The organism is Cupriavidus sp. R6-3 (assembly GCF_059772245.1).
The window spans coordinates 1-21,976 of sequence record NZ_JCBAJO010000008.1 but is presented as its reverse complement, the minus strand read 5'-3'; the positions used below and the strand labels follow the sequence as shown (position 1 = coordinate 21,976).

Below are 21,976 nucleotides of genomic sequence, written 5' to 3'. Positions count from 1 at the left end.
AGATTGCCATCAGAAGTGCCGTCAGTCTCGACCGCATAGCAGCGAAGTCCTTGCGACTTTTTGGGGTTGACAACGAACACCCCGGATCTAAGCGCAGCGCGAAAGACAAGCACCTTCGAAAGAGGCTGCGCCTAAGAACATCTGATGGAAAGCGACTTCCTAGGCTTGAGCACTAAGGGTGATGAGGCCCGCTGACAACTGCGGGGCGTCAAGTTTACTATGCAGAACATTGCGGCGACATTGCCGAATGGTTACGCACCAACGCATCGAACCCGACGCCCGTTCTCCGAAGCACTTGGGTTACCATGAGCTAACGCTGACGCTTCGTCAGGCAACTTCTTCTGCCGCAAAGCACTCGACGGCGGACTGCGCCGTCATCATCTCGTAATCCCCCCGACAGGTGAGCGCCCTAGAATCCCGCTGTTCGCTCTCTGCTGGCCAAGTCGCCATCCTTCGGACTCCCGCGTGAATCGCATCCTCGGCTCGTGGGGCGTCAAGCGGCGCCGCGTGAACTGCTCCATGATCCAACATCACGACGGCGACGAACCACATCCGGCATCTATGTCGTTGCGCCCTGAGAGCATTTGACCAAGCGCGGTAGCAGTGGCCACCGCACACCTGGACGGGCAGTCTCTTGAAGCGACAGATTTTCATGGCTTTGACCATCGCACTCACGGTGGTCCTCTGGATGTCCACGCTATCCGTGCGTCCCCTCTATGAACCCGACGAGGGTCGTTACGCCGAGGTTCCGCGCGAGATGTTCGTCTCCGGCGATTGGGTCACGCCGCGGTTGAACGGCATCAAGTTCTTCGACAAGCCGCCCCTGCAGTATTGGGCGACCGCCAGCGCCTATACGCTCTTCGGGCCGTCCGAGTGGACAGCAAGGATCTGGAGTGCGCTTGTGGGACTGCTGGGCGCACTCGCCGCATGGTGGGCGGCGCGATCGCTCTATGACACGCGCATAGGCCTCGCCTCAGCGCTGGTGCTCATCGGCGCTCCCCTCTGGATTCTCGGCTCGAATCTGACAACAACAGACATTGGTGTCGGCGCACTGCTCGGCAGTGCCGCTCTCGTTTTCGCCGTGGCCTACCAGAATCGGGAACCTCGCTTATACCCCCTGATCTGGTTGTTGGTCGGTCTGGCATTTCTTGCCAAAGGCCTGATTGCCCTGGTACTGCCAGGAATCACGCTGCTGCTATACGGGGCGGTCACTCGACAATTTTCCGCATTTTTTAGCGCGAGATTCTGGCGCTGGAGCCTGCTTGCGGTGGCCATCACCATGCCTTGGTTTGTCGTGGTGTCCCAGCGCAACCCCGAATTTCTGAATTACTTCTTCATCCACGAACACTTCGCGAGATTCTCGTCCTCGGTTCACGAGCGGGACAAGCCATTCTGGTTCTTCCTGGCCGTTGGTGCGGCAGGCGTCCTGCCGTTCATGGGCTTGATTCCCCGTGCTATCGCACTCCGCTCTCGCAGCGCACAGGCAACGCCTGGCTTCGACGCACGACTGTTTCTGTCGCTGTGGGTAGTCGTTGTCATTGCCTTCTTTTCGATTTCGCGCTCGAAGCTGCCGCTCTATATCCTGCCCGCCTTACCACCGGTGGCCGTCTTGCTCGCGTACAGATCCATGACTGCAGCCCGCCCCACACTGGCGGCAAGCTTTCTTGCCATGCCTGTGCTCGGCGTTGCCATCGCCGTGCTGCTATGGCATCCGACAATGTCGAATGCGGTACTGAAGCTCAATATCAGCAATCCGGCCTCATTGCATACCTGGGGCGCCATCACGATGGGCATTCTGGTCATCGGTGGCTTCCTGGCCTTTGGGATCGCCCTGCGCGGCCACAGGCTCTGCGCGGTTGCCGTCGCTTCGCTGGCGACGCTGGCCAGCCTTCAGGCTGGCTTGATGGCGTCTCGGGCGTTTGGGTCCCTCTCCATCAAACCACTTGGCTTGGAAGCCAAGGCGGCGTCCCGCGACAACACACAACTGTTCAACGTGGGCCAGATTGACCGAGGTCTGGCGTTTTACGCCGAACGAGAACCGATCATTGTCGGGGCCAGATCCGAGCTGGATCTCGGCTTCTCGGTCGAGCCCGACAAGTGGATTGCTAATGAAGAAGCTTTTGCGCAGCGATGGCTGACCCCTGGTCACAAGCTCGCGGTCATGCGGCACGAGACGTTTCATCGACTGAGACCGCTGCTCGGCGGCAACACAACTGTGATCGGACGACATGGCGTCAACGTTCTGGTGCAAAAACCATGAACATCCCATCACGATTTGTACGGTTTCTGGGCGCGGGGGCGACGGCAACCGCTACACACTACGCAACACTGATCACGCTGGTCGGTTTCGGGGTTGCAGCGCTACCGGCGTCTGCCGCCGGCAGTGTTGCAGGCCTTCTGACGCACTACTGCATCAGCAGCCGATGGGTGTTCACACCAGTCCGACCACAACGCGCCACTTTCGGACGGTTCATTCTCGTTTCCGCGCTGGCGTTCTTTCTTAACTCACTTCTGATGTGGGCTGGACTAGCATTGGGGCTTCACTACCTGGTTGCTCAAATCCTCTCGACAATTTTCGTCATGTTGGTCAACTACGTACTCCATGCAAATTGGACGTTCATGAATGGAGCGATGCGATGAATGCCGCCAGCCTGCTGCCAGAGAAGATCTCGGTCGTCGTACCGCTCTTCAATGAAGAAGCTGTCCTGCCACAGTTTCACTTTCGGCTTCTCCGCGTGATGGATGGATTGGCATCGGACTACGAGATTATCTACGTGGACGATGGCAGCCGCGATCGATCACTGGCGGTTGCACACAATCTCAAGGCGGCCGAAGCGCGCGTCGGCATTGTCGAGCTGAGTCGCAACTTCGGCAAGGAAGCCGCGCTAACGGCGGGCCTCGACGTGGCAAGCGGCGACGCCGTTGTGATCATCGACGCCGATCTGCAGGATCCGCCCGAACTGATTCCGTCGTTGATCGAGAAATGGCGCGAGGGGTTCGACGTGGTGTACGCCACGCGCACTTCCCGGGATGGCGAATCGTTCCTCAAGAAGTTCACCGCGCACTGGTTTTACCGCCTGATGGGCAAGCTCAGCGATACGGAGATTCCGGCCGACACCGGCGACTTCCGCGTCATGAGCCGTCGTGCCGTTGCCGCACTCGGACAACTCCGGGAGCAGCACCGCTTCATGAAGGGGCTGTATGCCTGGATAGGATTCCGGCAGACGGCCGTCTTGTATCGGCGTGACGCGCGGGCATCCGGGACGACCAAGTTCAACTACCGCAAGCTGTTGCGTTTTGCCGTGGATGGCATCACTGCCTTTTCCACCGTGCCGCTCAAGTTTGCAACCTCGATCGGCCTGCTTGTTGCCGTTCCCGCCTTTGGCATGGCCGCCTTCATCGTTGGCAAGACGCTGCTCTACGGCGACCCCGTACACGGCTACCCATCCATGATGACCGCCCTGCTTCTGCTGGGCGGCCTGCAACTGGTTTTCCTAGGCGTGCTCGGGGAATATGTTGGGCGTCTGTTCAATGAAGTCAAGCGGCGGCCGGTGTATCTGGTGGCAAGCTATACGGCGCCGATCGGCCCCGGCACCCCCACCGCTGAGCCGGGGCAGGTGGCCGCAGCGACACGGGGTGGCACCCCGCCTGCAGCAATCTTTCACGCACCCGGATGCCCGGAAGGCAAAGCTCCTGGCCTCCCCGAGGCTCCTCAGCGGGATGCCATCCTCACGGAAACCCTTGCGCCAAGCCGATAGACAGCCCGCCTTCCATGCGCTCTCACGACATGGCCAGCAACTATCGGGATCATGACGTTTTCGAAAGAAAGAGCCTCGTATTCAACTTATTCCGTTCTTCGCATCCACCGACCATTGACCCTGTAGTCACTACAGACTATTTACTACAGGCATTGGCTGACGCGTAGCAGCGCAAGTCGTCGCAGCACCCGACACCACGGGGCCGCAGCGACGATCCATCCACTTAGGAGGAATGATGGGTTTCTTGGAAAGGCTCATGGGCCGTCACAGCGGCGGTCATCACGGCGGCGGAAGTGAGCACGGTCGTCGAGGAGGTCATCATGATGGTGGCGGCAGCTACGGCTATGGGAATCCTTTGCCACCACAAAGCCCCGCCGGCGTCCACTGCCCCAACTGCGGCACGGTGAGCGCCCAGGGCGCGCGCTTCTGCCAGCAATGCGGCAGTTCACTGGCTCCGGCGCCGTGCAGTCGATGCGGCACCTTACTCCCACGCGACGCAAAGTTCTGTGGAAGTTGCGGCAATGCCGCCAAATGAGTCGGCGGCCATAGCTGCCGCCGCATCTGGCATCGCCATCATTGCGGCCGGGGCCCGTCATGGGGATTTGTCGCGATAGGCTAGCAGTCGAAGCGCATTGAACACGACGATCAGCGTCGACCCCTCATGCATGGCCACGGCGGGCCCGATACCGAGGCCGAGGATCGTGGCTGGCAGAAGGAACGCCACGACGCCGAGGCTGATATACACGTTCTGAAGGATGATGGCCCGCGTATGTCGGCTTAAACCGACCACAAAAGGCAGGTGTTGGAGGTCGTCGGCCATCAGCGCAACATCCGCCGTTTCCAGTGCCACATCTGAACCTGCCGCACCCATTGCGATGCCCACCGTGGCGTTGGCCATTGCCGGCGCGTCGTTGACGCCGTCGCCGACCATGGCCACTTTGGCTTCCGCGCGCAACGTCTGGATGGCTTTGACCTTGTCCTCAGGCATCAGATCGCCCCAGGCTTCATCGATACCTACGTCCTTGGCGACGGCTTCGGCTGCGCGCTGGTGATCGCCGGAGATCATGATCATGCGTGTGATACCCAGCCTGCGCAGTGCCTCGAGGGCAGCGCGCGCCGAGGCGCGCGGCGTGTCCATCAGCCCAATGGCGCCGAGGTCCCGATCTCCCTGCCTGACGATCATTGTCGTGCGGCCAGTGCTGCGCAGCGTCTGCACTGCGCTCGCCATCGATTCGCTAAGCGGTGCAATCCCGTCGGCGCCGAACATGTCAGGCTTGCCAATCCAGACGGTCTTACCGCACAACGTCGCCGTGACCCCGCGTCCGGTCAAGCTTTGGAGATGAGACGCTTCCGGGATGGAACTGCCTTCCAGGCGCTTGCGGCCATCGCGGGCAATGGCCGCAGCCAACGGGTGGTCGCTGAGCGACTCCACGGCGACCGCTACGCTCAACAATTCCGCTTCAGCTACTCCTTCGGCGACCATCACATCGGTAATACGGGGGCGCCCCTCCGTCAGCGTCCCCGTCTTATCGAATGCAATGGCTTTCAGTGAACCCAGGTTTTCGAGCGGCGCCCCGCCCTTGATCAGTACACCCCCTCTAGCGGCGCGCGCTACCCCCGACAGCACCGCGCTCGGTGTCGCGATGGCGAGCGCGCATGGGCTGGCGGCAACCAGCACCGCCATGGCGCGGTAGAAGGTCGCACTGAACGGCTCATTGATCACTAGCCCTGCAAACAGCAGCAATACCGCCAGCACAAGCACTGCAGGAACAAAGATCCGTTCGAACTTCTCAGTGAACCGCTGGCTCGGTGACTTTTGCGCTTCGGCCTCGTTGACCATCTTGACGACTTTCGCCAGGGCGCTGTCCGTGGAAAGGCGCGTCACTTCCACTTCAATGGCGCCGGCGCCATTGATGGTTCCGGCGAACACGCGGGACACGGCCCCTACGGCATCGGGCTTCCTCCTGGCTGCGGCGGCGTCATCCACGGGCTGCTTGTCGACCGGGATGCTTTCGCCAGTAACCGGCGCTTGATTGACTGCGGAAGCCCCCTTTACCAGAAAACCATCGGCGGGGAGGCGTTCGTTCGGCCGAACCACCACCACATCCCCCACCTGCAATTCCTCGACGGGGACCTCTCGTACCTCGCCTTCACGCCGCACACTTGCTGTAGCCGGTGCGAGCGCCGCCAACGCTTCGATCGCCCGCTTGGCGCGCCCCATGGCGTAGTGTTCGAGCCCGTGGCCGAGACTGAACAAAAAGAGAAGTAGCGCGCCTTCCGCCCAAGCGCCTAACGCCGCCGCCCCTGCGGCGGCTACCAGCATCAGTGTGTCGATTTCGAACTTCTTTAGCCGGAGGTTCTCTATCGCTTCCCGAACGGTATAGAAACCACCAAAAAAATACGCGCCGACAAAGAAGGCAACCGGAATCCATGCTGGCAGGCTGCCGAACAGCTTACCAACGGCAAATCCGAGACCAAGCAAGGCCCCACAGATCAGGGAGAAGATTAGCTCAGTATTCGGGCCAAACACGCTGCCGTGTGCGTGGGCCTCATGCCCCTCGCCTTCCCCATGTGCATGATCCTTGACGCCTTCGCGGTGTTCATGGTCTGCATGACCGCTCTTCCGGGCACCGATCTCAACCGGCGCGAGCCCGCGTTTTGACAGGGCCTGCTCGATCCCTGCCGCGGAGATCCGATCGTTGTCGAATTCGACGCGCGCTATGCCGGAGGCGCTGACTTCGGCCTCGATGACGCCGGGCAAGGCCCGCAGTTGGCTAGCTACGGTTCGCGCTCGTCGTTCGTGCCAGACGCCCTTCAATTGCCAAAGCACATGACCAAACCGCGACGAAATCACCGCACCCGTGCTTGTCACCAGCTCCCGGATGCGGGCAAGGGAAATCGCTGCGGGATCGTAGTGGACACATATCTGTGAATCGCTATCAACATTTGCAGTTTTTATATGCGCCGCCTCGACGCCCTCTTTCCCTCTCAGTTCGGACAGCAACCGTTCTACACAGGGATCAGAGGAATCGGGAAGGCCAGGAAGCAAGACAGGAATGTCCAGGCGCAGCTTTTCGGTCATTGTCGCGGGCTCCAGTCAGTCTGAATCGGCATTCACGCCGTTGCACACTATTAGCAACTAGTGTGCCCCGCATTGCAACAACAAAGCTCAACGAGTCAGCGCCCCAATGCCCCGCCGTAATGCGTTGGTAATGTGCCCGCAATCTGAGCGTACTATCTTGCGGATGACAGGATCCTCATGTCATCCGTCCAGGAACCATACAGATGATTAGCGCCGTCGCATGCTCTGCCTTGCTGGCCTACGCTTTGCCGGCTCCTGCGACCGGTGATCGACTCAGCGAGAAGCCGACCCAGTGGCACACCCTCGCCATTGGACATTCAGACACGGGATACGCCTCCCGCGACCAACGGGTTGCCTGGGCGGCCAACCCGCGACATCGCACAGCCAAACATCCGTCGAAGCAGGAATCCGCAGCGAGCACACCGGAGCCGTCTTCCAGAGACGCGTCCAGCGCTGTCGCCGCACCCAAGCCGCCCTGCCAGTAGTCGCGGTTTCCCCGCTAGGGCCGCATGTCCTGGTAGAGCTTGAGCATGTCCTTGTACTCGTCGGCAGTCTTTTGAATGGAGAACCGCATCCGCAGCGCGTTCTCTGCAAACGCCACACGCTCGACGTCCATCTCCACGGTGTTGCCGTCCATACTCGACTGCAGGGGGACGCGATACATCAGATCCTCTTCCAGCGCGGGCTTGCTTGCCTCGATGTGTCGCGGCGAAGTCATGGTCATGCCCGCAAAATTCTGGCCACTGCCCATCACCCTATCCAACTCGGCGCTGAAGTCGATATCGCGCGCCTTGTAGTTCGGCGTATCCGCATTTGCAATATTTGCAGACAGCAGCTCGAACCTCCGTGTGCGAAGTCGCAGCGCTTGCTCATGAACGCTGTCTTCGCTACGCGCCCATTTTGCGACGTATGGCGTGTCCATCCTTACTCTCCAACTAGATCGGAACCCGCAGCGTATTGCAAAGGCAGTCGATCTTGCTTCGAGAGAAGCGACCTCTTTTCGTGAGTTTCCCATTACCGGCCCGCAATGTTCGCGCGCACACAGGTTGACGCGTCCGCGCGAAAGCCATGTCAATCCACATAACCCCGGTACGTTCCACCTTGTCGTCATCACGCGACGAAGTGACCCCACGTAATTACTTCGCAATCTGACCGTCATCTGCAGATTTCTATACTCGCCCCCACCAAATTAATTTCGGGTCTTAATGAGGAGAATCCATGAAGATTAGTCGCATTGCCGTCGCATCCCTCGGTCTGTTCGCTACAACCGCATTCAGCGTGACGTATTTACCGACGGCTCGCGTATTGGGCCGCGTGATGTGTTCACCGATGGCGCACGCGGAATTTGACGCAAGCCGTCCCTGAAACTCAGACCGACCTCTGTGGGGGAGCCAGGCACCCGTCAGTTGCTTGGCTCTTGGTGCTCTTTCGCTTTATCCCGATGGCGAAAGCTTCCGAAGCTTGCCCTCCCCGGAGGGCAAGCTTTTTTTCCCTCCATCGGCGTCAATCCGGTGCCGTTCATGATGCGGTGGCGCGTGCTACAACTTCCCATCGCCTCGTGTATTGCTAAGCGGCAGAACCGACGCCAATGACGATGAAAAAGGCCCCGCATTGTGCGGGGCCTGTAGTTCACCGGTTCAGCAACGTTCAGCCACCTGTGAAGAGGTCGCTTCTATCAATATAGACGCGCACGCCAGCGCTACCCGGCAGATCCGGCATCAACAAGCCAAGGTCCACACTCGTATCCCTGACCATCTGGGCGAAGGTCCATGCGACGATCTTCTCGCCGGCCCGAAACGCCACCGTCTCGCCAGAGTCCACGTTGACATACCGCATCCCTGGCTTCACGTCGATAATGCGACTGGCCTGAGATTGGCCGGCTGGATCGCCATACAAGGTCGCGTGACGCTTCGCCATCGCCTGCGCCGTCGCCGTCGACGCAGGCACGCCCGGTTTCAACCCGGTCATTTCCAAAGCATACGAAGCCGACATCCCACCCAACAGCAACGCCGCAAACAGCAAGGCGTGTTTCTTCGTTTTCATAGTCATCTCCTTTCTAGAGACTTCGTTGATCTATGAAAACGAGTGTATAAATTGTACGCATGCTGCAGCCTTGCCCGGCGATTACAAATAGGCAATCGGGCTCATTGCACCACTCTACCCAACGACTGGTCGGTCCTGACTCGGCCTACCCACCGAAACCCGCGCTGAGGCTTCAGCACCGTTGAGCGGGAAGCGCAATGTAAAGCGTGTCTTCCCATCCAAGCCGCTCACGGCTGACGCGTCGCCGCCATGGAGCTCCATGATCGACAGGACGATGGCCAGGCCCAGCCCCGTGGACTGTGACGAGTTGGATCTCGCCCTATCCCCACGGAAGAACCGATCAAAGATGAGGGAAAGTTCCCGCTCCGGGATTGGGTCTCCAACGTTCGTGATGTCGATGCAACAATGTGCCGCTTCGCGGCGCACCACCAGATCTATCATCGAATTCGGCCACGCATGACGGACCGCATTTGACAGAACATTGTTGATCGCACGCTGGAACAGAATGGCATCAGCGACCAGGGTGGCATCCCCGCTTACCCTGATTACGACGCTTCGCTCCTCTGCAAGCACCGAAAAGTAGGCGGACAACTTGCGAAGTTCTGCATTCAACTGGAGTTCCGTCAACTCGAGCGCCACATTGGCACTGTCAGCTCGCGCGAGGAACAACATCGCATCGATCATCCTCGCAAGTCGCTGGTATTCGACCAGGCTTTCCTCCACCAAGGCGACATACTCGGGCCCGGTGCGGTCTCGTGACAAGGCGACCTCGGCATGTCCAATGAGGTTGTTAAGCGGCGTGCGCAAATCATGGGCAAGATCGGCGGAGAACCGCGACAGCTTCTGATAACCATCCTCGAGGCGTTGCAGCATCGCATTGAACGCAGAGGCGATATCACGCACTTCGGTGGGCTTGGGTGGCATGTCCACCCGGTAGCTCAGCCGTTCCACACTGATCCGGTTGATCTGCTTGATAAGTACGTGCGCCGGCTCCAGCTCACGGCGCGTAATGGCCGCCCCCACCAGGGCCGTCAATATCACACCGACGGTGGTACCAAGCACGAGCGTCGTCCGGAATCGCGCAGTCACCTGCTTCCTGTCCTCGCCAGACTTCGCCACGAACACCGTCGCCCGCGTACCGTCTCGCCCCAACACCGCATCGGCGGACTGGAACATGAGCGATGACTTTCCCGTGACCGCCGCTTGGTCAGTGCCTTCCAGCAATGCATCGTTGCCCGTGCGAAACAAAAGCCGGCCATCCAGCGCCGTGACGCGAACGATGAGGTCCGAGTAACCTCGCACCAGATCATCGAAGCGATGCTGCGCCGCCGGGACGCCCTGCACCCCGTCCACCTCGCGCAAGAAATGCTCGACCTGTTCGAGTTTTCCCTTTACAACCTCATCGTCTCTGGCCTCGAGTTGCGCGGCGAGCGAGTAGTAAGCAAAGGCGCCCATGCTGGCCAGCGCGATAGACAGTACCAATGCAAAGAAGAGCCCAAGCCGCCTCGTCAGTGACAGCGGGGTTATCGAAGTCCCGGGCCTCATTCCGTCTCCGGCCGCGCTCTGGGTCGAGGACATAGCCCATTCCCCGTACGGTATGGATCAGCTTTTGATCGAAGGGATCATCCACCTTGGATCTCAGGCGCCGGATCGCGACGTCAACGACATTGGTATCCGTGTCGAAGTTGACGTCCCAGACCTGGGACGCGATCGTGGTTCGCGACAGCACCTCCCCTCTCCGGCGCATGAGCAGGTGCAACAGCGAGAACTCCTGATTCGTCAATTCAATGCGGGTAGTTCCCCGGAATACCCGCCTTCCAAGCACGTCGATGTCCAGATCGGCAATGCGCAATCGCTCGGACTCCTTCGAGGTGCTTTGGCGCAAGCAACGCCGGATACGGGCAAGGAGCTCGGCAAAGGCGAAGGGCTTGACCAGGTAATCGTCTGCCCCCAACTCGAAGCCTCTGACACGATCCGCCACATCATCCAGCGCCGTCAGAAACAGTACGGGTGTCTCGGACTTGGATCGAATGGACTTGATGACCGTCCACCCGTCCATACCTGGCAGCATGACGTCCAGGATGATGACGTCGTAGTCGGTCTCTTCCGCCATGTGGAGCCCATCGCCACCATTGTTCGCGATGTCGACCACGAAACCCGACTCCGACAATCCCTTCTGCAAATACTCCGCAGTACGCGGTTCGTCTTCTACAACAAGTACCCGCACCTTAGTTTCCTCCTGCAGCAAGCGACTTCGATCCGACCAGTGCTGGCGATGCATTGAAATGCTGAGCTGCATCCGCTTGTTCGCATGGTGCCAGTTCGAACTGAATGGTCACGTGCGTGATATCGAATTTGTCAGCCAGCATCTGCTTCAATTCCGGTAGCACTTCCATTTCCGGGTTGACGGCCGTGTCATTCACGACATGAACCGTCAAGCTCGCCTTGCCGCTGGTAAGTGCCCAGATGTGGAGGTCATGGAAGCTTTTTACCCCGGGCGTCGCCAGAATTTGCTTCTCAACCTCTGCCAGATCCACGTCATCGGGTACGCCTTCGAGCAGCACATTCAGGCTCGACTTCAGCAGGATCCACGTGCGAGGCAGTACCCAGAGGCCGATCAGCACCGCAATGGCGGAGTCGACCCACGCCCAGCCCGTGAAGCGGATGATGATCGCACCGGCGATGACGCCAACCGACCCGAGCAGATCGCTCCAGACTTCCAGATAAGCACCCTTCACGTTCAGGCTGCTGCTTTGCCCGGAGGACAGCATGCGCATGCTGATGAGATTGATGATCAGGCCCAGCACAGCCACGACGAACATGCCGGTTGACTCAATCTGAGGTGGCGATTTCAGCCGCAGGTAGGCTTCGTACAGGATGTAGATAGCCACACCGAACAGCAGCAATGCGTTAAAGGCCGCGGCAAGAATCTCAAAACGGTAGTAGCCAAATGTCCGCTTCTTGTCCGCGGGTCGCTTGGCGATCGCAATAGCAGCCAGTGCGATGGCCAGTGCGACGGTGTCCGTGAGCATGTGCGCGGCGTCGGAGATCAACGCCAGGCTCTTCGTCATGACACCACCGACCACTTCGGCAATCAGGAACGTACCGGTCAGCGCAAGGGCGATCTTGAGCGATCGCTCGTTGCCACCGGGATGGTCGTGTGAGTGACCTGCGCCCATAGAAACTCCTATAAAAATTGGGCGGTACGATGACCGCCCAAGGATTTACGTCATGCAGGCTGGCGGCCTTGATCCGGTTGATGCGTCTGAGTGACTGGCTCGCGAGTATCTTCCGCGTCCTCATCCTTGCGGTGAGCAAGTCGATAGAGCACCGGCAACACCAGTAGGGTCAGCGCCGTGGACGACAAGATGCCACCGATTACCACCGTTGCGAGGGGACGTTGCACCTCAGCGCCCGTACCGGTGGCGATGGCCATCGGCACGAAACCCAGGGATGCCACCAGGGCCGTCATCAGCACCGGACGCAGTCGCGTCAGGGCGCCAACTCGGACCGCGCTGTCGAGGGAATGCCCTTCTTCGCGCAGCGATCGGATAAACGACAGCATCACCAGACCATTGAGCACCGCCACCCCGCACAGCGCGATGAAGCCCACCGCTGCAGTAATGGACATCGGAATGCCGCGTATCCACAGGGCAAGAATCCCGCCAGTCAGCGCAAAGGGAATGCCCGTGAAGACTAGCAAGCCATCCTTGATGTTGTTGAACATCGCAAACAACAGTACGAAGACCAGCAACAGCGCCACCGGCACTACCACCTGCAGGCGGGTGGTGGCGGACTGCAGTTGCTCAAAGGTGCCACCCCATGTCATCCAGTAGCCAGCCGGGATCTTGACCTGGCTTTGGATAGCCGCTTCCGCCTCGGGCACGAATGAACCAATATCACGTCCACGAACGTTGGCACTGATCACGATGCGGCGCTTGCCGTTCTCGCGCGAGATCTGGTTCGGGCCGGGCGCCATTTCCAGCGTCGCCACCTCGCTCAATGGGATAAACGTCGTTCTCGCGTCCACTCCTTTTGGCAACGGAATCGGCAATCGGCGCAGAGCCTCGACCTCGCCGCGCACAGCTTCGGGCAGGCGGACCACGATATCGAAACGACGATCGCCCTGGAAGAAGGTTCCGGAATCACGGCCTCCGACGCCCGTTGCCACCGCGTCTTGCACGTCGCTCATGTTAAGCCCGTATCGCGCCGCCTTCTCCCGATCGATCTTGACCGTCAGCATCGGCAAGCCGGTGGTCTGTTCTACCTTCACCTCCTGCGCGCCGGGGATGCCCTGCAGCACGGCCGATACCTTCTTCGCCGTCTCGCTGAGCACGTTGTTGTCATCGCCGAAGATCTTGACTGCGACGTCCGAGCGGACCCCGGAGATCAGCTCGTTGAACCGCAGCTGGATCGGTTGGGAGAACTCGTAGTTGTTCCCGGGGATCTTGCCGGCTTCCTCCTGGATGGCGGACAGCAGTTCGGCATGTGTTTTCTTCGGCTCTGGCCAATCCTTCTCAGGCTTGAGCATGATGTAGCCATCCGAAATATTCGGCGGCATCGGATCGGATGCAATCTCCGCCGTACCTGTCCGCGCAAACACGCGCTCGATTTCGGGGAATTTTGCCTTGAGGGTCGTCTCGATCGTCTTCTGCATCTCCACGGACTGCGACAGGCTCGTGCCAGGAATGCGCAGCGCCTGGATGGCAATGTCGCCTTCGTTCAGATTGGGGATGAACTCGCTGCCCAGGCGGGCCGCAATGGCCACGCACAGAACAATTGACACCGCGGCAAACGTCAATACAACGGCCGTGTTCGCGAGCGACTTTTCCAGCAGCGGCTCGTAGCGACGCTTCGCCCAGAGCATGAGACGATTTTCTTTCTCGGCCACCCGTTCGCCGATGAACAAGGCGACCGCAGCCGGAACGAACGTCACGGACAGAATCATCGCGCCCAGCAGCGCCAGGACGACCGTGAACGCCATCGGGTGGAACATCTTGCCTTCCACCCCCGTCAGCGCAAAGATCGGCAGGTAGACGATCATAATGATGAGCTGACCGAAGATCAGTGGGCGACGCGCCTCCTTCGCTGCGGCAAACACCTCATGGAACCGCTCGGAGCGCGTCAATGGCCGGCCATGGTGTTCCTGCGCATGCGCCAGTCGCCTCACACAGTTTTCGACAATCACCACCGCGCCATCGATGATGATGCCGAAGTCGAGCGCGCCCAAGCTCATCAGGTTCGCACTGATCTTGTAGTTCACCATCCCCGTGAAGGTGAACAACATCGCCAGCGGAATGATCGTCGCGGTAATCAGCGCCGCGCGGATGTTACCCAGGAAAAGGAACAGAATTACGATGACGAGCACCGCGCCTTCAAGAAGGTTCTTCTTGACGGTCGCAATGGCCTTGTCGACCAGACGTGTCCGGTCGTATACCGTTACGATCTTCACACCTTCCGGCATCGTACGGTTAATGGAAGCGACCTTTTCATCGACCGCTTTTGACACAGCCCGGCTGTTTTCGCCGATGAGCATGAATACCGTGCCCAGCACAACTTCCTTGCCATTCTCGGTTGCCGCACCGGTACGCAGTTCCTTGCCAATCTCCACATCCCCGATGTCGCGAATGCGGATCGGCTGCCCCTGCGCTGTACCGACAATAATGTTGCGGATGTCGTCTTCGGACGCAACCTGACCCGGCGCACGAACCAGATACTGCTCGCCCCTACGCTCGATGTAGCCCGCACCCACGTTGTCGTTGTTCTTGTTCAGCGCATTGACGACGTCGGTCAGCGTCAGCCCGTACGACGCTAGCCGTTCAAGACTCGGCGCGACCAGGTACTGCTTGTTGAAACCACCGATAGTATTGATCTCGGTGACACCGGGCACGTTACGCAGTTGCGGCCGTACCACCCAATCCTGGATTTCGCGCAAATCTGTCGGCGTATAGGCAGTCCCGTCAGCTTTGCGAGCACCCTCTTCGGCTTCAACGGTCCATAGATAGATCTCCCCGAGGCCGGTCGAAATAGGCCCCATCGCCGGCACAACGCCTTCAGGCAGATTGTCCTTGGCTTCCTGGATGCGCTGGTTGACGAGTTGGCGCGCGAAATAGACGTCCGTGCCATCCTTGAAGATGACCGTCACCTGCGACAAGCCATAGCGGGACAGGGAACGCGTCTGTTCGAGTCCCGGCAGGCCGGCCATCACGACCTCGATCGGATACGTAACACGCTGTTCGGTTTCGAGCGGTGAATAGCCTGGTGCCGAGGTATTGACCTGAACCTGAACGTTGGTAATGTCAGGGACCGCGTCGATCGGTAGTCGGTTGTAGCTGAAAATCCCTAACCCGGCCATTCCAAACACGGCGAGCAGGACCAGCCATCGCTGCTGGATGGCGAAACTAATGATACGTTCAAACATTGCTGTTTCCCCCGTATCAATGGCCGTGTTCGGCGCTGGATTTGCCAAGTTCGGCCTTCAGAACAAAACTGTTGGCGGCGGCGTAACGTGCGCCCGGCTTCAGGCCCTCGACAATCTCGATGACCTTGCCGTTTGTCCGGCCGACCTTCACCGGCTGCGGCACGAATCCACCTTGAACCGCGACAAAGACTACGCTCTCGCCATTGACGTCCTGGACGGCCTCGGTCTTCACCGCAACGGGCACCTCGACATCAGCACCGAATACGTCGACCGTGACGAAGAGACCCGGTCGCCAAGCCATCTGTGGATTGGTCAATGTTACGCGGGCCTTCGCCGTCCGCGTCTGCTCGCCCAGCAGCGAACCCACGTATGAAACGGTGCCATCTGCCTTCACATCGGACGATGCCGAATTGATCGACGCCTTTTCGCCGATGCGCACCCGCTCGACATCCTTGGCAGACACCACGAACTCGGCCCAGACGGACGACAGATCCGACAGCGTGAACACGTTGGCGTTGTCCGCCACCGCTTCCCCAAGCGAGATATGCTTTTCAACGATCATGCCGTCGAACGGTGCGCGCAGCTCGTAGCGATTGAGTGCCGTCGAGCTGTTGCTGGCGCCAATGGCGGTCAGCTTCTGCTGCGCGTTCTGGACACTGATCTGCGCTTCCTGCAGCGCGTTGCGGGCGCTCAGATAATCTTGCTCCGCAGAGATCTTCTGTTCCCAGAGCTTCTTCTCGCGGTCATAAGTGACACGCGCCAGATCCAGACGTTTCTGTGCTGCGAGCAGTTCGCTGCGCTGGTCAGAAAGTCCGGTGCTCGCGATGACCGCGAGAACCTGTCCCTTCTTAACCTGTTGCCCAATATTGGCCGGAACGCTCTCTACGACGCCAGCCAGTCGCGGCACCACGTGGGCTGTCTTGTCTTCGTTGAAACGGATTTCGCCGGGGAACTGGACGCCAGCCTGGACCTTTGCCGAGCCCGCGGTTTGAACCACTACCCCTGTCTTGGCCAGCTGGTCCGCTGTCAACTCAATCTTGCCTTCCTCTTTCGAGAGCCGCACGGCGAGTGGCGAAGACGAACCGGGCAAGGTCACATTTGCGGTCACGTCAAAGACATGGGGCTCGGCAACTGGCTGTTGGCTTTCCAGCGCGTCGCCAGACACCACGAACTTGAGCGCTTGAGACTCGCCCGTAGCCCGCACGAGCTGGCCTGTCGCTGCCACGCCATTTGCCACCGCCTTCCCAGACTTGCTAACCCAGAGCCGAATACGGGCCTCGCCCTTGGATTCGGCCGTGCCAATTTCGACGTCATAGCCATCACGCGAAAAGAGCGCGCCACCATTGGGGCCCTTCTTGACCTCGTGATGCTCGCCGTCGCCGTGTGACTTGTCATCCTTGTGGTCGGCTTCCGCCGCCTGCTTGCCATGGTGCTCGGTGTCGCCATGCCCCTTGGATTCCGAGTGCCCACCCTGCTCTTCCGGCGCAGAGCGCCCGCTCAGCAGAACGCCACCAGTCGCGACGCCGCCCACCAGTACGATGGCCGCAATGGCAGCCTTTTGTTTGTTCGAAATAGCCATGTTTTATGAATCCCGTCTTAACGTCCCAGAATGCGATCGATCGTGGTCGCCGCCTGATAGGTTTGTCCAAGCACGCCGAGATAGCGGATGCGTGCCTGGAACAGCGTGCGCTGGGCATCCAGGACGTCCAGATAATTGAACTTGCCGGCCTCGAAGCCAATGGTCGCCGCGTTGAAGGCTTGCTCGGCGCCTGGCAAGACGGTCTGCTTCAGCGTTTGTGCCGAGGCGCGCGATACCGACAGCTGGTTCGATGCCATCAGGAGATTTCGGGTCAGGCTGATGCGATTGGCCAGATATTCATCCTGGGCCTTGTCCGCCTGGCGAATGGCCGAATACAAGTTGCCCTGATTCCGGTCAAAAATCGGCAACGGGATCGCCACACCGATCACCGCCATGTTGCGGTTGGCTTCTGTATCTCGCTTGGCACCCAGACTGACTGTCAGATCCGGATACTGGCGGCTGCGCTCAACGCCCACCAATGCCTGGCGGCGGTCAAGTTCAGCGCGGCTTGCGGCCACCAGCGGTGAGTTTTCCAGCTCCTTCAGAAGGAGTTCAGGCGCCGGCCTGGATGGCAGCGCGTCCAGATTGCCCTGTGCTTCGGTAAACTGCGGCGATGCATTGCCCCACAACGCCGTCAACGCCTGACGGGCGGACTGCAGGCTCGCCGTTGCTTCGGCCAATTCAAGTTCGGCGTTGGCCTGTTCGACACGTGCCTTAGTTTCGTCAACCGGGGAGATCTTGCCGGCCGCGACGCGGCGTGAAGCGGCTTGCGCGCCCCTCGCAGCGATATCCGCGGAGCCAGTTGCCAGCTTGACGCGTTCCTGTGCGATCAAGACGGAAAAAAAGCTCTCGATTACCTGCGCCCGAATGTCACCGCGAACGCCAGCCAGCGTTGCCTGCGCCAGTTCGCGCGTCCTTTCCGCGGCATTGATACGAGCCGAGCGCTTGCCGCCCAGTTCGATGGGGATATTCATCTGGGCGGTGGATGTACGGGTGGATTTCCGCGTGTCCTCGACCAGCGTCTGGAGTTCCGGGTTCGGAATAACCCGGGCCTGCATGATCCCACCTTCTGTGGAATCGAGTTCCTTGGCGGCGGCGGACAGGTTGAAATTGCTTCCTGCCGCCAGCGACAACGCGGCCTCGAGGGTCAACGGTCCCGCCGCTTCCCTTGGGAAGACGGGCACCATGGACGTGCCGGTGTCAGATTGCGCTACGGCAAAGTTTGGGCTGAGAAATGCTACCGCCAGCCCGAGCGGCAGAAATAGTCTTCGCATCGAATTGCACCAAGGTATGTGACCAGGAGAATTCGGCGAGAGACGAAAGGAGAAAAAGAGTCGTCGTCTCGCCGATCAAGCGAGACGCTGCCACTGAGGACGGTCGGGAGCCCTGGCATTCAGAGACGAGAACTCGGACGCATGTTGAGTATCGGTCACTTCTACCCGATTCGCTATCAACACGTCCTGCGTCTGTCCATAGGCGAACGGGAGGGAGACCAGATGGCATACCCCGCAGTCTGTATCCACGAATGGCTTTTTCTCGGCATCCGTTTTACCTTCCGGCTGCTGATGACGATGCTCGTGGTGCCCAAGGTGCCAAGTGGCCGTGGCTTTCTCGTGCTGACAATAGCGTGCCGCTGCCGCCCAGGAAAACTGGAACGGCAAAATGAGCAGCACGAAGATCAGAACGAAACGTCGCATTCCTTGGGAGACTGTGCGGGGGGCTTGGGGTTGAAGTACTAACGGCTGGGCCGTCGCCGAAGTTTACATGAATCCTCGATCACCAGCATTAAGAGCAGATTACGATTATCGCTTTTCGCCTGCTCGTTTTGGGGTGCCGCTTTCGCCCCTCATCAGTCTTACGCTTGGGGGCGGGCCCATGCTTCCACCGCAAATAGACAGCGAACCCCACATACAGGACGATCAGGCCGACCAGCATCACGAGCATGCTCTCGACAACAGAATCGGAGACGTGAGCGTAGTGCATGGCTGTACGTGTATGCGGAGTTGCCCGCATCAGGCAAGCGTCACGACCGCCCGGAGGACGCCGGCGTCATGGAACAAATCAAACGACTCCACGACCACCGACAGGCCGAGAAACCAGACCGAGTCCGCAATATTGCGTTGAAAGGAAGACACATGGACCGTCCATGTCGACTCCCCCCTATACAGCGACAGACGGGGAAAGAACGCTGGTGTACGGCGTGCGTATTCGGCGAATTCCGGGAAGGCGGAAGCCAGAAAGCGGTCTTCCGTCCGGATGACAGCCGGGTACATCAGCGCAAATGCGAGCGCCAGGACTGCGGTAACCGCCAGCGACTCGGTCATCGCCCCTAGTCCGATAATGCCTAGCAAGTTGCAGACATAGAGCGGATGGCGACACAGTGAATATGGACCCGAGGTCACCAAGGTATTGTTCTTGCGCCCGGAAATGTACAACGCGCACCAGAGCCGCCCGACCGTGGCCAGGCTCACCCCCAACATCCCCAGCGTCAGCAGCAGCGGCGACACCCAGGTACCGTCCCAGCGAGAATGGCCAAAGACCAGACTTGCCAGGACAAACGTTACGACAACACGCCAAACGCCGATGCGGTGGCGTGTCAGGAAATTGTCCAGCGCCCTCGAGAGACCAGCGGGTTGGGACGGGGAGATTGAAGAATCGGTCATGCGGTTCGGGGGCTGGAGGAGAATGTCGCGCACTTCGAGTGGACACACTGGCGCGAAAACGAGCACTAATGGCCGGCATTCTAAGGTTGCCCTTCCGTTGTCAGGCTTTATTGCCGAAATGTAATACGTTGTTAATCTTGCCCCCGGGCCAGCGAATCCGGTTGTGTCATAGCTCGGCAATCTGACAGTCATCTTCTGCGACATAGACTGTCTTGGCCATTTTCAGGACACACCCAGAGACGCTCCGCAATGAACGACATCATCCGCACATTGAGCTCGGAATTCTCCGATCTCGCTAATGCTGCCGAGGCAGTACGTGCCGTCGTTCGAATGACCGTCTCTATCGTTTTGGGGGGCTTGCTGGGGTACGAGCGGGAGAGCTCGGGAAAATCCGCAGGCGTGCGCACTCACATGCTCGTCGCGCTGGGGGCATGCGTTTTTGTCGTGGTTCCCCTCCAGGCGGGCGTGCAGCTTGCCGACATGAGCCGCGTGCTTCAGGGTCTCACGTCAGGCATCGGATTCCTTTGTGCAGGGGCGATCCTGAAGCCGGACAATGAGACACACGTCAGGGGGCTCACAACTGCCGCGAGCATCTGGATTGCTGCCGCGATCGGCGTGGCCGCCGGCATGGGCCATGCGGTGACGGCCATCGTCGCGACTGCCTTCGCACTCATCGTGCTCAGAATCCTTCAAATGTCGAAGAAGTAAGACTCCCACTGCTCCCAAGCCACGTGCAGCGCGAATGCGCCAACTTCAGGTTCGGCCAGCATTTCCCAAACGTATGAGCGCGCTTAACAATACGCAAACTCCATCGCATGAGAATTTACCTGGATTACAACCTGTTTGCGTACCTTCACGAGGGCACGAACCCGGCTCTGCAAGCCAAAGTGAGCGCACTGTCCGATCGACATGAGTTTCCTTGCAGCCCGGCGCACATGGAAGAAATTGCCTCGGCGCTCGCAAGACCTTCGGATACTCCCCCGCTCGATCGGTTAGCGGCCGCTTTCTGCAAAATAGACGATGTTTCTCGAATTAGCCGGAACGTGCAATTGTCTCCGACGACGTTAGGCCCGATGGTTACGAAAGAAGAACAGCCTCTCGAGTGCTTTCTTCGGGTCATGCGGCACTATCGCAAAGAGCCGGTTGTCGAGAAGAACGACTGGTATACGCGGGACTCCGTAAAGAAGGGGTCACTTCAGAAAACGGAAAATATTGCACGCTAAGGCATGGAAGAGGACCACTGCTGTCCCCAGGGGCATTGGCCAGCCGATGGCAAGCAGGTAGAAACCAAAGTCGGGGGACTCCCGTTCTCAGAGATCGGCTAGCAGCAGGTAGGCGCGGTCGAGTTGCCGATGAGCTTCCTGCCGGCGATCCATCGCTTCTAGGGCGAGCAGGAGGTCCTCGGCCAGCTCGAAATCGCTTTCCTGGCATGCCCTTTCGAACACCGCAAAGACCTCTTCATACAACGTGCGCCCCGGAACGCCCATTTGACTAACCTCCGGCGGAAAATCCGATGCTCTCTGCCGACTTGGTCCTGCCACGCCGCAGGGGCTTCTGTCCCCCATGGTTAATATGGACGTTCCCACGGCAGGGAAGGTCAAGCATTTTTCCGGCCGCGGGCCGACCTATGGTTCGCAAGCCGCCGCGCGAGACGGTTAGTGCTCGCCCCCTACAGTTCGTCCAGCGACTAGTTACCCGCACCCGGGCGCAGCCGCACCACCAGCATCGCCGCCCACTGGATATGCGGCCAGGCCAGCGAATAGACGAATGTCTGGATCAGGGGTCCCCTTGATTTCGCCGCAATTTACCGGGGTAGCCACCCGTAGCAGCCATGCGGGTTCCAGGGTGATGCCCACCCTAAAACCCTAGTCAAATCAGTCACTTGCTGACTGGTCCTTTTCCCCTTGGTTTTGGAACGTTGACCGCCCCCGCCGCGCGGCCAAGCGCGCCCTGTGGCTGGAAGCCATTGTTTCCGCAAGATAACTAGATTTATCCGTCTTTGGTTTTCCCAAGCAACACATAAATGGCTTTTCTAACGTTAGGTATGTGCGTAAGATAGGCTGAAATGCGCCTCCGGAAACTGCCATGCCCCGCCTCGCCGCCACCCCCGACCAGATCCGCGCCACCGTGCTGGCCATGCTCACCGAGGCCGGCGACGCGGCGCCGCCCACGGCCGCACGCTTTCGCCGCGTGGTGTCGGTGCGCAAGCTGCGTGACCGCCTGGGCGGCGGTGACCCTGCAACGCTGTCGCGTACGCTCAACGCGATCGAGGCCGAGGTGGTGCGCTCGGGCCTGGCCGACCTCGCCCTGCCCGAGATTCCGGTCGAGATCGCCGAAGCGATGCGCGCGCTGTGGCAGGCCGCGGTCGCGGTGCAGCTCGACGACGTGGTGCGCCTGAAGCGCGAGGCGCAAGCCACAGCCGACACCGCC

18 protein-coding genes and 1 pseudogene are annotated in these 21,976 nt (G+C 59.8%); 7 read left to right on the top strand and 12 right to left on the bottom strand.

What is annotated here, in order from left to right:
* The first annotated feature begins 652 nt into the window (after positions 1-652).
* The 4 genes from AC6EI8_RS03125 to AC6EI8_RS03110 all read left to right on the top strand — a co-directional run bounded on the left by AC6EI8_RS03125 (position 653) and on the right by AC6EI8_RS03110 (position 4,293).
* Positions 653-2,260, top strand: a complete 1,608-nt coding sequence (locus AC6EI8_RS03125) for a glycosyltransferase family 39 protein (protein ID WP_008650720.1) — start codon at positions 653-655, stop codon at positions 2,258-2,260.
* Complete coding sequence (locus AC6EI8_RS03120; RefSeq protein ID WP_008650722.1) at positions 2,257-2,640, top strand: GtrA family protein; 384 nt, start codon at positions 2,257-2,259, stop codon at positions 2,638-2,640. Before AC6EI8_RS03125 ends, AC6EI8_RS03120 begins: the two co-directional genes overlap by 4 nt.
* The gene (locus AC6EI8_RS03115) at positions 2,637-3,758 is read left to right on the top strand and encodes a glycosyltransferase family 2 protein (protein ID WP_008650723.1); all 1,122 of its coding nucleotides are present in this window, start codon (positions 2,637-2,639) and stop codon (positions 3,756-3,758) included. The genes AC6EI8_RS03120 and AC6EI8_RS03115 overlap by 4 nt, the downstream gene beginning before the upstream one ends.
* A 232-nt stretch (positions 3,759-3,990) precedes the next feature.
* Positions 3,991-4,293, top strand: a complete 303-nt coding sequence (locus AC6EI8_RS03110) for a zinc ribbon domain-containing protein (RefSeq protein ID WP_008650724.1) — start codon at positions 3,991-3,993, stop codon at positions 4,291-4,293.
* Positions 4,294-4,350: 57 nt separating this feature from the next.
* Here AC6EI8_RS03110 and AC6EI8_RS03105 read toward each other — a convergent pair whose 3' ends face one another.
* The 11 genes and pseudogenes from AC6EI8_RS03105 to czcN form a co-directional block, all read right to left on the bottom strand.
* Complete coding sequence (locus AC6EI8_RS03105) at positions 4,351-6,840, bottom strand: heavy metal translocating P-type ATPase (RefSeq protein ID WP_011514822.1); 2,490 nt, start codon at positions 6,838-6,840, stop codon at positions 4,351-4,353.
* Between the two features lie 499 nt (positions 6,841-7,339).
* Entirely contained in the window at positions 7,340-7,762 is a 423-nt protein-coding gene (gene flgB / locus AC6EI8_RS03100) for a flagellar basal body rod protein FlgB (RefSeq protein WP_008650726.1), read from the bottom strand.
* Between the two features lie 725 nt (positions 7,763-8,487).
* Complete coding sequence (gene czcE / locus AC6EI8_RS03095) at positions 8,488-8,889, bottom strand: copper-binding periplasmic protein CzcE (RefSeq protein WP_011514820.1); 402 nt, start codon at positions 8,887-8,889, stop codon at positions 8,488-8,490.
* Between the two features lie 108 nt (positions 8,890-8,997).
* On the bottom strand, positions 8,998-10,428 hold the full coding sequence (czcS, locus tag AC6EI8_RS03090) for a sensor histidine kinase CzcS (protein WP_011229349.1): 1,431 nt from the start codon (positions 10,426-10,428) through the stop codon (positions 8,998-9,000).
* A gap of 7 nt (positions 10,429-10,435) precedes the next feature.
* Positions 10,436-11,110, bottom strand: a pseudogene (locus AC6EI8_RS03085) (response regulator transcription factor PcoR); the annotation flags it as partial.
* A 1-nt stretch (position 11,111) separates the two neighbouring features.
* Positions 11,112-12,062 carry a cation diffusion facilitator family transporter gene (locus AC6EI8_RS03080; protein ID WP_004635344.1) on the bottom strand — a complete coding sequence of 317 codons (951 nt, stop codon included), beginning with the start codon at positions 12,060-12,062 and terminating at the stop codon, positions 11,112-11,114.
* A 50-nt stretch (positions 12,063-12,112) separates the two neighbouring features.
* Positions 12,113-15,304, bottom strand: a complete 3,192-nt coding sequence (gene czcA / locus AC6EI8_RS03075; protein WP_004635342.1) for a heavy metal efflux RND transporter CzcA — start codon at positions 15,302-15,304, stop codon at positions 12,113-12,115.
* Between the two features lie 16 nt (positions 15,305-15,320).
* On the bottom strand, positions 15,321-16,883 hold the full coding sequence (gene czcB, locus AC6EI8_RS03070) for a heavy metal efflux RND transporter CzcB (RefSeq protein WP_004635340.1): 1,563 nt from the start codon (positions 16,881-16,883) through the stop codon (positions 15,321-15,323).
* Positions 16,884-16,900: 17 nt separating this feature from the next.
* Positions 16,901-18,157, bottom strand: coding sequence for a heavy metal efflux RND transporter CzcC (gene czcC, locus AC6EI8_RS03065; RefSeq protein WP_004635338.1), 1,257 nt, complete (start codon positions 18,155-18,157; stop codon positions 16,901-16,903).
* 75 nt (positions 18,158-18,232) lie between these two features.
* Positions 18,233-18,580, bottom strand: coding sequence for a CDF family cobalt-zinc-cadmium transporter CzcI (czcI, locus tag AC6EI8_RS03060; RefSeq protein ID WP_144425793.1), 348 nt, complete (start codon positions 18,578-18,580; stop codon positions 18,233-18,235).
* Between the two features lie 315 nt (positions 18,581-18,895).
* The gene (czcN, locus tag AC6EI8_RS03055) at positions 18,896-19,546 is read right to left on the bottom strand and encodes a heavy metal efflux RND transporter CzcN (RefSeq protein WP_020206397.1); all 651 of its coding nucleotides are present in this window, start codon (positions 19,544-19,546) and stop codon (positions 18,896-18,898) included.
* 249 nt (positions 19,547-19,795) lie between these two features.
* Here czcN and AC6EI8_RS03050 point away from each other — a divergent pair, with 249 nt between their 5' ends.
* Together AC6EI8_RS03050 and AC6EI8_RS03045 are read left to right on the top strand one after the other, a co-directional pair.
* Positions 19,796-20,254 (top strand): MgtC/SapB family protein, encoded by a 459-nt coding sequence (locus tag AC6EI8_RS03050; protein WP_004635330.1) that lies wholly within the window; start codon positions 19,796-19,798, stop codon positions 20,252-20,254.
* A 107-nt stretch (positions 20,255-20,361) separates the two neighbouring features.
* The gene (locus AC6EI8_RS03045) at positions 20,362-20,769 is read left to right on the top strand and encodes a hypothetical protein (protein ID WP_004635327.1); all 408 of its coding nucleotides are present in this window, start codon (positions 20,362-20,364) and stop codon (positions 20,767-20,769) included.
* A gap of 87 nt (positions 20,770-20,856) precedes the next feature.
* Here AC6EI8_RS03045 and AC6EI8_RS03040 read toward each other — a convergent pair whose 3' ends face one another.
* A complete protein-coding gene (locus tag AC6EI8_RS03040; RefSeq protein WP_004635326.1) occupies positions 20,857-21,033 on the bottom strand; it encodes a hypothetical protein in 177 nt (58 codons plus the stop codon).
* Between the two features lie 598 nt (positions 21,034-21,631).
* On the opposite strand from AC6EI8_RS03040, the gene AC6EI8_RS03035 reads away from it, so the two are divergent.
* Positions 21,632-21,976: DNA-binding protein (locus tag AC6EI8_RS03035; protein ID WP_498381261.1), on the top strand; the 345-nt coding region annotated here is incomplete at its 3' end.

What these genes read in the sequence shown, in the direction of transcription:
- AC6EI8_RS03120 (WP_008650722.1), top strand. Translation starts at nt 2,257, where the DNA reads ATGAACATCCCATCACGATTTGTACGGTTTCTGGGCGCGGGGGCGACG.
- czcI (WP_144425793.1), bottom strand. Translation starts at nt 18,580, where the DNA reads ATGCGACGTTTCGTTCTGATCTTCGTGCTGCTCATTTTGCCGTTCCAG.
- AC6EI8_RS03080 (WP_004635344.1), bottom strand. Translation starts at nt 12,062, where the DNA reads ATGGGCGCAGGTCACTCACACGACCATCCCGGTGGCAACGAGCGATCG.
- flgB (WP_008650726.1), bottom strand. Translation starts at nt 7,762, where the DNA reads ATGGACACGCCATACGTCGCAAAATGGGCGCGTAGCGAAGACAGCGTT.
- AC6EI8_RS03110 (WP_008650724.1), top strand. Translation starts at nt 3,991, where the DNA reads ATGATGGGTTTCTTGGAAAGGCTCATGGGCCGTCACAGCGGCGGTCAT.
- czcA (WP_004635342.1), bottom strand. Translation starts at nt 15,304, where the DNA reads ATGTTTGAACGTATCATTAGTTTCGCCATCCAGCAGCGATGGCTGGTC.
- czcE (WP_011514820.1), bottom strand. Translation starts at nt 8,889, where the DNA reads ATGACTATGAAAACGAAGAAACACGCCTTGCTGTTTGCGGCGTTGCTG.
- AC6EI8_RS03105 (WP_011514822.1), bottom strand. Translation starts at nt 6,840, where the DNA reads ATGACCGAAAAGCTGCGCCTGGACATTCCTGTCTTGCTTCCTGGCCTT.
- AC6EI8_RS03040 (WP_004635326.1), bottom strand. Translation starts at nt 21,033, where the DNA reads ATGGGCGTTCCGGGGCGCACGTTGTATGAAGAGGTCTTTGCGGTGTTC.
- czcS (WP_011229349.1), bottom strand. Translation starts at nt 10,428, where the DNA reads ATGAGGCCCGGGACTTCGATAACCCCGCTGTCACTGACGAGGCGGCTT.
- czcC (WP_004635338.1), bottom strand. Translation starts at nt 18,157, where the DNA reads ATGCGAAGACTATTTCTGCCGCTCGGGCTGGCGGTAGCATTTCTCAGC.
- AC6EI8_RS03045 (WP_004635327.1), top strand. Translation starts at nt 20,362, where the DNA reads ATGAGAATTTACCTGGATTACAACCTGTTTGCGTACCTTCACGAGGGC.
- AC6EI8_RS03115 (WP_008650723.1), top strand. Translation starts at nt 2,637, where the DNA reads ATGAATGCCGCCAGCCTGCTGCCAGAGAAGATCTCGGTCGTCGTACCG.
- czcB (WP_004635340.1), bottom strand. Translation starts at nt 16,883, where the DNA reads ATGGCTATTTCGAACAAACAAAAGGCTGCCATTGCGGCCATCGTACTG.
- AC6EI8_RS03125 (WP_008650720.1), top strand. Translation starts at nt 653, where the DNA reads ATGGCTTTGACCATCGCACTCACGGTGGTCCTCTGGATGTCCACGCTA.
- AC6EI8_RS03050 (WP_004635330.1), top strand. Translation starts at nt 19,796, where the DNA reads ATGAACGACATCATCCGCACATTGAGCTCGGAATTCTCCGATCTCGCT.
- czcN (WP_020206397.1), bottom strand. Translation starts at nt 19,546, where the DNA reads ATGACCGATTCTTCAATCTCCCCGTCCCAACCCGCTGGTCTCTCGAGG.